Here is a 12,166-nt window from a genome sequence, read left to right on the forward strand (position 1 = left end):
GGCCAGGGGTGCGTCCGGGGTAGATACGACGAAGGGGCCCGGGGGGGGGGGGCGGGGGGGGGGGGTGGGGGGGGGGGGGGGAGGGAACCGGGGGCGGGCCCCCGGGGGCCGGGGGGTGGGGGGGGGGGGGGCTCTCCCCGCCCCGGCGCGGGCCCCTCCCCCCCGCCCCCTTCGTGAGTGGAGCTGCCGGGAATCGAACCCGGGTCCTCCGCCGCGTCTCCAGGGCTTCTCCGTGTGCAGTTCGCTGTGCCTCTACTCGGATCTCCCGGTCTCGCGAACAAGCCGGGATGACGATCCCAGTCGCTGTTGGATGTCCCGCGTTACTCCGCGACCGAGTCGCGCGGTGAGCCCTCTAGCTGATGCCGGCACCGAAGCCGAGGGCGAACCTCGGGCCGACAGAGACGCTATCGCTTAGGCAGCGAGAGCGTACTCGCGCTGATGAGAATCGGCGCTTAATTGGTTGCAACGACGCTTACGGTGGTCTCTTGCCTGCACCGACACGCTTCCCCTGGATCTACGTACGCAGTCGAAACCGTTCAGCCCCGTACGTCCCGGCACCTTGCCGGGCCAGTCATATTAACACCCGGAGCCCGGTCGTTCATTCCCGTTTTCCCGGTGCCGTTCGCCGGTCAGCGCATCCCCTTGATGCGCCGGCCGATCTCGCGGGTGACCTCGCGCTCGGCGGTGCGCCGGGCCAGGTCCTGCCGCTTGTCGTAATCCTGCTTACCTTTGGCGAGGGCCAGTTCGACCTTCACCTTGCCGTCGGAGAAGTACATCGACAGCGGGACCAGCGTCTGGTTGCCTTCCCGGGATTTACCGACGAGACGTTCGATCTCCCGTTTGTGCAGCAGCAGTTTGCGGACCCGGCGCGGTGCGTGGTTGGTCCAGGTGCCGTGGCTGAACTCCGGGATGTGCAGGCCCCGCAGCCAGACCTCCCCGTTGTCCACGGTCGCGAAGGCGTCCACCAGTGAGGCCTTGCCCTCACGCAGACTCTTGACCTCGGTACCGACCAACGCGATCCCGGCCTCGTAGGTGTCCAGGATCGTGTAGTTGTGCCGTGCCCGGCGGTTGGTCGCGATGACCTTACGCCCCTTCTCCTTCATGCCGACAACCTTAAAGCGCTGGAGCAACCGGATTATTCCCGGCCGTCGCTCAGCCGGGCTGCAGTAGCAGATAGAGAATCAGAACAGCGAGGAAGGCGGTGATGAGCAGGAGGGTGGACCAGCGGGGCCGACGAGTGCCGCGGGGGCGTGTGCGCCGGTCCAGCCAGCCGATCTCGACGACCGGATCGGCGGCCGGGTTTCGTGCTGCCGCGTCGACGGGTTCGGGCGCGGGGCCCGGGCTGCCGTCGGCGCTGATGGTCTCGTCGGACCCGTCCCCGGATGCCATGCTCGCAGGTTAGTCCTGCGGGCAGGTATTCGGGAACGGGGCGCGCGGATCCGTGGTCAGCGAGGAGATCTCAGGATGCGCAGCGTGATCCCCAGGCCGACGAGGATGCTGGCGGTGGCGATGAGCGCGGTCGAGAACGATTGGGTGATGGCGGCGATTCCGGTACCGAAAATGAGGCAGGTGGCTAGGGCCAGCAATGCGGTGCCCCATTCCATACCGGCGATCCGGGCGGGTCGGTTACGCAGTGCTGTCATGTCTTTCGGGTACCCCACCGGCTGGGTTATCAAACCGTTATTGCTGTAGTGCGCGGCCGGTCGGTATTCGACTCGCAGGTCTGCCGTACGGGGTGCGCGGTGGCTGGCCATGGCAGATACCTCCGTCTCGGTGTGGGCGCGGCAACTGTGTTCACCGTAACGGACAAATCTCCGCACGGATACCGAGTAGCAAATCTCGAGACAACCGTCACATGCTGCGGCTGCGCGCTGTGCGTTTCGGTGTCTGCTGCGTGATATTCCGGCAAAAAGCGCTGATCAGGGGTGGGTGGTCTGGGCGACTCGCCGAAAACGAACCCGAGGAATCCTTCTGCTGTTTCGACCGGGCCCACCCCCGGTAATTCGTTTGCTGAAAATTAACTACAGGCTCCGCATGTGACCGCTCCGAGATGGCGGTGGCGGCGGCTGCCTAAGCTTGTGGTATGCGGATTCCCTCTCGGCGCGCGCCGTGGTCGCGCGCCCGCTCTCGCAGGTCGGAGTCGGTGCCGGAGGTCCGCCGGTGACTTCATGGCACGAACGCGGTGGTCGTATCGCCGTGCTGACCGGCGCGGGTATCTCCACCGACAGTGGTATCCCCGATTTTCGAGGGCCCCGGGGAGTGTGGACCGAGGACCCGGTGGCGGAACTGCTGTCCACCTATGACAACTACCTGGCCGACCCGGCGCTGCGGGCGCGTTCCTGGAAGGCCCGCCGCGACAATCCCGCCTGGGGTGCCGAACCCAACCCCGCGCATCGCGCGCTGGTGGATCTGGAACGGGCCGGCCGGGCCCTGACGATCGTCACCCAGAATATCGACCGGCTGCATCAGCGGGCCGGTTCGAACCCGCAGCGGGTGATCGAGATCCACGGCAATATGTTCGGTGTGGTCTGCGTGCACTGCGCGTACACCGCGACCATGGCCGAAACGCTCGACCGGGTCGCTGCCGGGGAGCCGGACCCGCCGTGCCCGGAATGCGGCGGGATCCTGAAGGCCGATGTGATCATGTTCGGCCAGGCGCTCGACCACCGCACGCTGCTGAAAGCCTCCCTGGCGGCGGAGACAGCGGATATCTTCCTCGCCGTGGGCACGTCCTTGCAGGTCGAACCCGCCGCTTCGCTGTGCGGGCGGGCGGTGGCCGCCGGCGCCTCGTTGATCATCGTCAACGCCGAATCCACTCCCTATGATTCGCTGGCGACCGAGGTCGTGCGCGAACCCATCGGCACCGCGCTACCCCGGCTGGTCGAACAGATCCTGGCCCACTGAGGCGAACGCGAAACCGGTTGCCGGGCCGGACCGGGTACGGGGACCGAGCCGGCATCGGTCACCGAAGCGCAGCCCGGCCGAAACCCCGGGCTCACCCGGGCTCACCCGGGCCCGGCCGGGACGGGCCCGAGTACCCGGTCGAGGTAGTCGTTGGCGAACCGGCCGTCCGGGTCGTAGTGGCGGCGTACCGCGGCGAAGCGGTCCCAGTCCGGGTAGCGCGGGCGCAGGGTTTCCGCGGTCTGGTAGTGCCGCTTACCCCAGTGCGGCCGGCCTTCGTAGCGGTCGAATACGGCTTCGCAGGCGCGGAAGAACGGCTCGTGCTCCATGCCTTCGTACTGGTGCACCGCGATATAGCAGGTCGCGCGACCGCCCGCGGGGGAGAGGAACGCGTCGTCGCCCGCCACCCAGCGCACCTCGATCGGCATCGGGGTGTCGAAACGTTGCGCGGTTTCCTTGATCTCGCGGATCGCCTCGGCCGAGTGTTCGCGTGGGATGGCGTACTCCATTTCGGTGAACCGGAACAGCCGCGGGCTGGTGAACACCCGATAGGAGCGGTCCACTTGGCGCCGATAGCTGAAGGCGTAGGCGGCGGCCCGCTGTACCGGCGGGATCACCGCGGGCCGGCGGCGCGCCAGCCGGCACAGGGCGTCGCTGAGGTGATTGGACACCGCGATATCGGCGAACCAGTCGACGATCTTGTGCCGCGGTGCGGGCGGCAGGTCGACGCGATTGTTGCGTTTGGTCATGGCGATCGGGCTGTGGGCGAACATGTAGAACTCGAAGTGCTCGTTGCCGTCGACGTAGGAATCCAGATCGCGCAGGACCTCCTCGACCGGTACCGGCCGCTCCACCCCCTCGAGGACGAAGGAGGGTACGAGTCGCAGGGTGAACGCGGTGACCACGCCGAGTGCTCCGACGCTCACCCGCGCCGCCCGCCACGCCTCGGCGCCCGAATCCGCGGTGAGTTCGACTGTCCTGCCGTTCGCGGTCATCAATTCCACCGTGTGCAGCTGGGCGGAGAGGTTCGGTAACTGGGCGCCCGTGCCGTGCGTACCGGTGGCGGTGGCGCCGGCGATGGTCTGCGCATCGATATCCCCGAGGTTCGGGAAGGCGAGGCCGTGCCGGTCCAGCTGGTCGTTGAGGGCCGCGAGGGTCATCCCGGCCTGGACCCGCGCCAGGCCGGTGTCGCGGTCGACCTCGAGGACCCGGTTCATCCGGGACAGGTCCAGCAGCAGGCCGTCGGTGAGGCAGGTATCGGTGAACGAATGTCCCGACCCCACGACGCGGACGTGGTGCCCGTCGGTGCCGGCGCGCTCGAGTTCCCGGGCCAGTTCGGCGGGATCGCGTGGTGCGGCCAGCCGGGCCGGTACGCACCGCTGATCGCCTGCCCAGTTCACCCATGAGTTGGTCACCTGTCCAACTCTAGGGGATGACGACCGCCCGTGCCGGGAAAACATCCGAGGAGGGGGTTCAGCGGCGGCGAACCGCGCACGGACCTGGTTTGGCGGCCTTGGCCTGCTCGACCTGGGCGAGGCTCAGGGCGTTCACGCCCAGTGCCTGCGGCGGCGTACTCGCGGCCCGAATGCCGTTGAGAGTGATCGCCATATAGCGCCGCCAGATATCGGAATCCACAGGCCGGGCGAACTCCGCGAGCGAATCGACCATGTAGATCAACGCGAACAGGTCGGTGGCCTCGATGCCCGGCTGCACCACACCGGCGTCCCGCGCCCGCTCCATCACCGCCGCCACCGCGGGGCCGATCTGCTCCCGCGGGTAACCGAAGCGTTCGGGATCGTCATGCATTTCGAGCATTACTTCGCTGAAGCCGCGATTGGTCGCCATATGCCGGCACGCGTATTCGAACAGGCGCACCACCCCGTCCCACGGATCCTCCGCGGCGAGCGCGTCTCGGGCGGCTTCGGCGAATTCGCGGACATGCCCGGCGAACACCTCGGAAATGAGTTCACGTTTGTTGGCGAACCGGCGGTACACGGTGCCCAACCCGACCCCCGCGCGTTCGGCCACATCGTCGAGCGTGATCTCGAGTCCGCGGTCGGCGAACAGTTCCCGGGCCGCATCGATGATCCGCTGGTGATTACGCGCCGCATCCACCCGGAGACGGCGCGTCCGGGGCGCAGTGGTGGCGAGGTTCACATCCGGAATGGTAGCAAGCTACGAATTAACGCGAACCGTTTCGATCCGGGCGCACGTAAATCCCTTCTCGCCTGCGGATACTGTTGCGGGTCGTGATCCGCGCACTGAGTTCGTGGTCGTAGTACGCCGGTTCGGAGGTGCCGGAGCATGAGTGAAACCATCGGCCCCGCCCCGATCGACGCCCCAGTTCTGGCGGTCGTCGCCTGCGGCGGCGGGCTGGGTGCGGGTGCGCGTTATGGGCTCGCGCTGCGGATTCCCGTCGGGCCCGGCGAGTTTCCATGGGCCACTTTCCTTGCAAACCTCCTCGGCTGCCTGGCGATCGGGGTACTGATGGTGCTCATCACCGAGGTGTGGATTCCGCATCGGCTGATTCGCCCGTTTCTGGGGGTCGGTGTGCTCGGTGGGTTCACCACGTTTTCCAGTTACAGCGGCGAGGTTCGTACACTGCTCGAATCGGGTTCCACCGGGGTGGCGCTCGGATACCTCGGTGGAACCGTGGTGATCTGTCTGGGCGCGGTGGCCGCCGGAATATCGGTCACCCGGTGGATTGCGCGAAGGTGTGGCGGGGCAACGGAATACGGCACGAGCTGAACGTAGGACGGCACGAGCGAGAGGGGTCGGGTCATGGTGGTTTCGACGGGTCCGCAACACCGGCCGGGCGAGCGGGGCGGCCGGTGACCGCGGTCTGGGTGGTACTGGGCGGAATGCTCGGTGCGCCGGCGCGCTACCTCGTCGATCGTGTGGTCACCGCGGGCAACAGAACCCGGCTGCCGCTGGGCACGCTCACCGTCAACGTCGCGGGCTCGGCGCTGCTGGGTCTGTTGATCGGCGCGGATACCGGCGGTGCCGTGGCGGCCGCCGCCGGTATCGGATTCTGCGGTGCCTTCACCACCTTCAGCACATTCGGCTACGAGACCATCCGGCTCGCCACCGGCGGCGCCACCGGGTACGCGTTCGGCAATATCGTGCTCAACACCGGGATCTGCCTCGGCGCGGTCTATCTCGGCGCCGCGACCGCGGGGCTGTTCGGATGATCACGATGACCAGCCGGGTACGGCCCACCACGAAGGGAGTTCCGAATATGGCGCACAACCGAGCCGGGCGGCCTGCCCGTCCCGTCGATCTGGTGGATGTTCCGGGATTGGTGACGGCGTACTACAGCCGCGTCCCCGACACCGGCGAACCCACCCAGCGGGTCGTCTTCGGGACCTCCGGCCACCGCGGTTCGAGCCTGGACGCCACCTTCAACGAAGCCCATATCCTGGCGATCACCCAGGCCGTCGTGGAATATCGGGCCACCCGCGGGATCACCGGTCCGGTATACCTGGCCCGGGACACCCATGCGCTGTCCGAACCCGCTTGGACCACGGTGCTGGAGGTCCTCGCCGGTAACGACGTGAGCGCCGTGGTCGACGCCCGCGGTCGCTACACCCCCACGCCCGCGCTCAGTCACGCCGTGGTGCGCCACAATCGCGACACCACCCGCCCGCAGGCCGACGGCATCGTGGTGACCCCGTCGCACAACCCGCCCCGCGACGGCGGTATCAAATACAACCCGCCGCACGGTGGCCCCGCCGATACCGGCGCCACCGACGCCATCGCCGAACGCGCCAACGAACTGCTGCGCGGCGGCCTCGCCGAGGTGAAACGGGCCCCGCTCGCGCAGGCCATGGCCGCCGCCGGCCGCTACGACTACCTCGACCACTACGTCGCCGACCTGCCCGCGGTGCTGAACCTCGACGCCATCCGCGGCGCCGGGATCCGGCTCGGCGCCGACCCGATGGGCGGCGCGAGTGTCGACTACTGGGAGGAGATCGGCCAGCGCTACGACCTCGAACTCGAGGTCGTGAACCCGACCGTGGACCCCACGTGGAGCTTCATGCCGCTGGACGGCGACGGCCAGATCCGGATGGACCCGTCCTCCCCGCATGCGATGGCCTCGCTGGTATCGATCCGCGACGACTACGACATCTCCACCGGGAACGACGCCGACGCCGACCGGCACGGCATCGTCACCCCCGACGGCGGCCTGATGAACCCGAATCATTTCCTCGCCGTCGCGATCGACTACCTGGTGGCGAACCGGCGCGGCTGGGATGCGCTCACCAAGATCGGGAAGACCGCGGTGACCTCGGCGATGATCGATCGGGTCGCGCGAGTTCTGGGCCGCGATGTCTACGAGGTACCGGTGGGGTTCAAATGGTTCGTGCCCGGCCTGTTCAGCGGCAGCCTCGCCTTCGGCGGTGAGGAAAGCGCCGGCGCCGCCTTCCTCCGGATGGACGGCACCGTCTGGACCACGGAGAAAGACGGGATCCTGCTGGCCCTGCTGGCCGCCGAGATCGCCGCCGTCACGGGCCAGAGCCCATCGGCCCGCTACCTCGAACTGGAACGCAACCACGGCAGCCCCGCCTACGCCCGGATCGACGCCCCCGCCGACGCCGAACAGAAAAAGCTTCTCGCCGCCCTCGACCCCGGCCAGGTCACCGCCGGGGAAATCGCGGGCGAACCGATCACCGAGGTCGCCACCCGCGCCCGCGGCAACGGCGCCGGACTCGGCGGTCTGAAGGTGAGTACGGAGAACGCCTGGTTCGCGGCCCGCCCGTCGGGCACCGAGAACAAGTACAAGATCTACGCGGAGTCCTTCCACGGCCCCGACCACTTGGCCCAAGTCCAGGAAGCAGCCCGCGAGCTGGTGGGCCGGGTGCTGTCAGACGGTTAGCCGACGCCACCCGAGGTCGGCACAATCACGAAACCGGACGTGCCCAGCGGCGGTGCCGAGTTTTACGAGCCCGGTCGGGGTTCACATAACCCCGCCCTGAACCACGGCGGCGCCGAAGCCTTACAAGGCCCCGAGTGGTTCACATAACCCCGAACCCGAACGCAACCATGGCGGCGCCGAGTCATACGAGGTCCTACGAGGTTCACATAACCCGAAACCAGACGCGACCACGACGGTGCCGAGTCTCACGAGGCCCTGAGAGGTTCGCATAACCCCGCACCCGGACGTGACCACGGCGGTGCCGAGTCTTACGAGGCCCTTGGAGGTTCGCATAACCCCGAACCCGGACGCGACTACGGCGGTGCCGAGTCTTACGAGGCCCTTGGAGGTTCGCATAACCCCGAACCCGGACGCGACTACGGCGGTGCCGAGTCTTACGAGGCCCTCGGAGGGTTCGGCCCGTGCCCGCGGTGTGCGCGGGGTGGGGGGGGGGGGCGCCCCGCCCGTGTTCCCCGCGCCCTTGCCGTGGGGGCCCCGCGGCTTGGGCCTTGGGCTTACCGCTGGCACTTTGGGGGCCAAACCCCGTGCCGCCGGAGGCGGCACCAAAGATACAGGGAATTGTGACGGCTGCCTCGGCGTTGGTTGCCGGGGTGAGTGGTGACGGTGTGGCGGACGATCGGCTCGATTCCGGCGGTGCCGGGGGAACGGGTGGTCGGACCGCGGTCGAGAGGCCGTCGCGTCGTTTCCGGCTGTTCGGCCGCCGGAACAAGCCGGGGAAGGCGCCGCTGCCCGCTGAGATCTGGGTGCTGATCGGGGCCGCGTTCTGTATCGCCGTCGGGTTCGGCCTGGTCGCGCCCGTGTTGCCGCAGTTCGCGCTGAGTTTCGGGGTCGGGGTGGCGGCGGCGTCGGCGATTGTCAGCGCGTTCGCCGCGATGCGGCTGCTGTTCGCCCCGGTGAGCGGGCGGTTGGTGCAGTTGCTGGGGGAGCGGCGGATCTACCTGGTCGGGCTGCTCATTGTCGCGCTCTCCACCGGGGCCAGCGCCTTCGCCCAGACCTACTGGCAGTTGATGGTGCTGCGTTCGCTGGGCGGTGTCGGGTCGACCATGTTCACCGTCTCCTCGATGGCGCTGGTGATCCGGCTGTCCCCGCCTACCGAACGCGGCCGGGTCACCGGCCTGTGGTCCACCTGTTTCTTGATCGGCGGCCTGTCCGGTCCGCTCATCGGTGGCGCGCTGGCCGGATTCGGTCTGCGCGCGCCTTTCCTCATCTACGCGGTCGCCCTGCTGCTGGCCGTGGCGGTGGTGTACTTCAACCTGAAGGACTCCCGGATCACCGAATCCGAATCGGCGGGTGATGTCGCCACCGTGAGTTTCGTGCAGGGCCTGTCCCGCCCCGAATACCGGGCGGCGCTCTGGTCGAACTTCGCCAGCGGCGCGGCGGTGTTCGGGGTGCGGATGGCGCTCGTCCCGCTGCTCGTGGTGGAGGTGCTCGGCCAGCCGTTCGGGATGGCGGGGGTGGCCTTGACCGTGTTCGCCGCCGGTAACGCGACCGTCCTGTTCTTCGCCGGCCGTCTCTCCGACAATTACGGCCGCCGCCCGCTGCTGATCTCCGGGGCCCTGGTCTGCGCGATCGGCACCACCGGCCTCGGCCTGGCCCCGGATCTGGTGTGGTTGCTGATCACCTCGTTCGTCGCCGGGGTCGGATCGGGCCTGTTCACGCCCGCTCAGCAGGCCGCTGTCGGCGATATCATCGGCTCCCGTGCCCGCGGCGGCACCATGCTCGCCGGCTTCCAGATGTCGCAGGATCTGGGCACCGTACTCGGCCCGATCGTGGTCGGCGCCATCGCCCAGCGCCTGTCCTACGGTGCAGGCCTGGCGGTGACCGGCTCACTACTGGCGGTGGCGGCACTGGCCTGGTACATCGTTCCCGAACCGATGCAGCGGGCGAGTCTCGAACCCGAATCGCGCGAGGAGCGTGGCGCGCCGAAGCCGGATCGCATCGGTTCGGCGCTTGCCTCGGCGGAGAGCCCCGCCGCCCCCGAGACGGGAAGCGCCGACCTTCCGGGTGCGCCCGGAAGCAAAGGCACCGCAGCCCCGAAGCGCTGACGGCCTGCGCCGGGCGGCCGTACGTGACCGGTTCGCCCGGATACGGCAGAGTGGTCGCGTGAGCAATTCGCCGTCCGGGTACACCCCACGCCCCATGTCCAGCGGGACCACCTACGCCCTGGGCGGGGTCGCCCTGGCGCTGATCGTGCTGATCGTTTTCCTCGCCTACCGGTGGGGTTCGGGCGGGACCGAGGTGCGCAACGACGGCTACGGCCCGGTCCGCAACCCCGCGGTGACGGCCGCGGTGCAGAGCGACGGCGGCGTCCGGCTCGGCTTGCCGGACGCCCCGAAAACGATCGAAATCTACGAAGACCCCCTGTGCCCGGGCTGCGGCAACCTCGAACACCTCTACGGCCAGGAGATCGCCCAGAAAGTCGACGAGGGCAAACTCGCCGTCCGCTACCGCTTCGTCAATTTCCTCGACCCCAAATCCGACAGCGGCGACTACTCAACCCGCGCCGCCGCCGCGCTGCAATGCGTCGCCGAGACCGGCTCCGGCATCACCTACTCGAAATTCCACGACACCCTCTTCACCACCCGCCAGCCGGAAGAAGGCTCCGGTCTCACCGACGACGAGCTCGCGACCCTCGCCACCGAATCCGGCGCCCCGCAGACCGCCCACGACTGCATCCGCACCGGCGCCCGCACCGACCAGGCGAAGTCCCAGGCGACCGCGGCCCTCGATGACCTGAAAGCCGCCCTCGAAGGCGACGCGGCAACCCCCAGTGTGTTCGACGTCGCAACGAAGATCGACCTCGAGAACCAGGACTGGGTCCAGCGGGTCGCCCCCTGACCTCACCGTTCACCCCGAATCCAGCCGATTTGGTGCCTGCCGTGGAGGTGGTGTAACTTCGTTCAGGCAGCCGGGGAACCGGCGGCAACCATCCGGGGCTATGGCGCAGCTGGTAGCGCACCACACTGGCAGTGTGGGGGTCAGGGGTTCGAGTCCCCTTAGCTCCACCATTAGGTCGAAGGCGGCCTTGTACTGGGGATTTGCATTTAGGCGTATGGAAGCGGTTCTCTCGTTTCCATACATTCTCCCAGTTCAGTGGCCATTTTTTAGGGTTTAGTCCCCTAAGGTGTCTTGCGATGCTCCTGGTGTTGATGATGCCGGGAGTGGTTGGTGTTCCCTCGACTCGCTTCGGGACTTCTCTCTGCTGGTTGTCAGGGCCGGGGTGCCCGGCGGACGTGAACGCGGCGATCACGTCATCGGCCACTTCGCCGGGAGTGCCGCGAACGTCTGAGAACAGGTCGACATCTTAATGAATCCTAGTGAGTAGGCCGCTTCCGCTGCGTTTCGGTAGGGCAGACCAGCTACTGGCAGTGGCCGGCAGGTGAGCACAGACACACCCCGAACTTCGAGTCCTGTTCAGAGATCGTGCCCCTACCGGTCGGCCGGGAGGCTGGATCGCTGCTGGGATGTCGTGCCCGCCCATCGGGGCGTGAGCACAGGTTCATCAGGTCGCAGACTACTCCCGACCGCTGCCGGATCATGCGTGTGCCACATGACGAAAGAGGAGGTATCCGTGCTGCTGGTCGGCGACGATTGGGCGGAGGATCACCACGACATCGAGGTGATGAACGAACAGGGCAAACGCCTGGCCGAACCCGGCTACCCGAGGGAATCGCCGGGATCGCCCGGTTCCATGCCATCCTCGCCGAACACCTCGGTGACGACGACAAAGCCGAGGTGCGGATCGGCATCGAAACCGACCGCGGCCCCTGGGTCGCCGCGCTGGTCGCGGCCGGCTACGCGGTGAACCCGCTGCAAGCCACCCGGTGCCGGGAACGCCGCAGCGTGTCCGGCACCAAGAGCGCCGCCGCCGACGCACACCCTCTGATGGCCGTGTGCCCATCCCGTGGAGCACGACTGCGTGTCCACCTCCGAGGACGAAGCCTCGGCGGCCGACGGTTTGCAATGCGATTCGATGTCGCGTCCGGCTGAATACCTGACTCTCTGGTTCCGCTTGAACCCAAGCGGACTGGCTGGGTCAACATTCGACCGACGTTGGCATCGGTGGGCCGACTGGTGTCGGAGGCTTGGAGAGGTCGAGCGGGTCTGTGTATCTATAGAAACGGTGATCGGTGATCCAAGATCGGCTGCGAGCGAAATCGCCGGCGGTGACCTTGCAGTCCTCCAGCAGCGCACCCAGCGTCCCGCCCCGCCGCCCCGGCCGGGCGACAACAATACACAGTAGGCAGCCGCGCGAGCGTCGCAAGGGCCACCGACGCAGCGCCGAGGGTGTTGTCGGGCGGGTGCCCGCCGCGCCGGGGGGTGTTATAA

The 12,166-nt window shown here is 68.0% G+C and carries 11 protein-coding genes, 1 tRNA gene, 1 other RNA gene and 1 pseudogene; 8 read left to right on the forward strand and 6 right to left on the reverse strand.

Features of this window, described 5'->3' with window-relative positions:
- Nucleotides 1–175: 175 nt before the first annotated feature.
- From ssrA to QH276_RS12830, 4 genes are all read right to left on the reverse strand, one after another.
- Nucleotides 176–544: a transfer-messenger RNA gene (gene ssrA, locus QH276_RS12815) on the reverse strand.
- A gap of 85 nt (nucleotides 545–629) precedes the next feature.
- The gene (gene smpB, locus QH276_RS12820) at nucleotides 630–1,103 is read right to left on the reverse strand and encodes an SsrA-binding protein SmpB (protein WP_280399546.1); all 474 of its coding nucleotides are present in this window, start codon (nucleotides 1,101–1,103) and stop codon (nucleotides 630–632) included.
- Nucleotides 1,104–1,152: 49 nt separating this feature from the next.
- A complete protein-coding gene (locus QH276_RS12825; RefSeq protein ID WP_280399545.1) occupies nucleotides 1,153–1,389 on the reverse strand; it encodes a hypothetical protein in 237 nt (78 codons plus the stop codon).
- A gap of 56 nt (nucleotides 1,390–1,445) precedes the next feature.
- Nucleotides 1,446–1,754: a hypothetical protein gene (locus QH276_RS12830; RefSeq protein WP_280406742.1), complete on the reverse strand. Its 309-nt coding sequence runs from the start codon at nucleotides 1,752–1,754 to the stop codon at nucleotides 1,446–1,448.
- Between the two features lie 406 nt (nucleotides 1,755–2,160).
- On the opposite strand from QH276_RS12830, the gene QH276_RS12835 reads away from it, so the two are divergent.
- The gene (locus QH276_RS12835; RefSeq protein ID WP_280399543.1) at nucleotides 2,161–2,904 is read left to right on the forward strand and encodes an SIR2 family NAD-dependent protein deacylase; all 744 of its coding nucleotides are present in this window, start codon (nucleotides 2,161–2,163) and stop codon (nucleotides 2,902–2,904) included.
- A 101-nt stretch (nucleotides 2,905–3,005) separates the two neighbouring features.
- Here QH276_RS12835 and QH276_RS12840 read toward each other — a convergent pair whose 3' ends face one another.
- Nucleotides 3,006–4,316 (reverse strand): D-arabinono-1,4-lactone oxidase, encoded by a 1,311-nt coding sequence (locus QH276_RS12840; RefSeq protein ID WP_280399542.1) that lies wholly within the window; start codon nucleotides 4,314–4,316, stop codon nucleotides 3,006–3,008.
- Between the two features lie 58 nt (nucleotides 4,317–4,374).
- Nucleotides 4,375–5,058 (reverse strand): TetR/AcrR family transcriptional regulator, encoded by a 684-nt coding sequence (locus tag QH276_RS12845; protein ID WP_280399541.1) that lies wholly within the window; start codon nucleotides 5,056–5,058, stop codon nucleotides 4,375–4,377.
- Nucleotides 5,059–5,205: 147 nt separating this feature from the next.
- Here QH276_RS12845 and QH276_RS12850 point away from each other — a divergent pair, with 147 nt between their 5' ends.
- From QH276_RS12850 to QH276_RS12880, 7 genes and pseudogenes are all read left to right on the forward strand, one after another.
- Nucleotides 5,206–5,649, forward strand: a complete 444-nt coding sequence (locus QH276_RS12850; protein ID WP_280399540.1) for a fluoride efflux transporter FluC — start codon at nucleotides 5,206–5,208, stop codon at nucleotides 5,647–5,649.
- A gap of 83 nt (nucleotides 5,650–5,732) precedes the next feature.
- The gene (locus tag QH276_RS12855) at nucleotides 5,733–6,092 is read left to right on the forward strand and encodes a fluoride efflux transporter FluC (RefSeq protein ID WP_280399539.1); all 360 of its coding nucleotides are present in this window, start codon (nucleotides 5,733–5,735) and stop codon (nucleotides 6,090–6,092) included.
- Between the two features lie 47 nt (nucleotides 6,093–6,139).
- Nucleotides 6,140–7,777, forward strand: coding sequence for a phosphoglucomutase (alpha-D-glucose-1,6-bisphosphate-dependent) (gene pgm, locus QH276_RS12860; protein WP_280399538.1), 1,638 nt, complete (start codon nucleotides 6,140–6,142; stop codon nucleotides 7,775–7,777).
- Nucleotides 7,778–8,526: 749 nt separating this feature from the next.
- Nucleotides 8,527–9,882: an MFS transporter gene (locus tag QH276_RS12865; RefSeq protein ID WP_280399547.1), complete on the forward strand. Its 1,356-nt coding sequence runs from the start codon at nucleotides 8,527–8,529 to the stop codon at nucleotides 9,880–9,882.
- 58 nt (nucleotides 9,883–9,940) lie between these two features.
- The gene (locus QH276_RS12870) at nucleotides 9,941–10,675 is read left to right on the forward strand and encodes a DsbA family protein (protein WP_280399537.1); all 735 of its coding nucleotides are present in this window, start codon (nucleotides 9,941–9,943) and stop codon (nucleotides 10,673–10,675) included.
- Nucleotides 10,676–10,769: 94 nt separating this feature from the next.
- Nucleotides 10,770–10,845, forward strand: a tRNA-Ala gene (locus tag QH276_RS12875).
- Nucleotides 10,846–11,408: 563 nt separating this feature from the next.
- A pseudogene (locus QH276_RS12880) lies at nucleotides 11,409–11,713 on the forward strand (IS110 family transposase); the annotation flags it as partial.
- Between the last annotated feature and the right edge of the window lie 453 nt (nucleotides 11,714–12,166).

Origin of the sequence: Nocardia carnea, from assembly GCF_029869215.1 — a bacterium.
GTDB lineage: Bacteria > Actinomycetota > Actinomycetes > Mycobacteriales > Mycobacteriaceae > Nocardia > Nocardia carnea_B.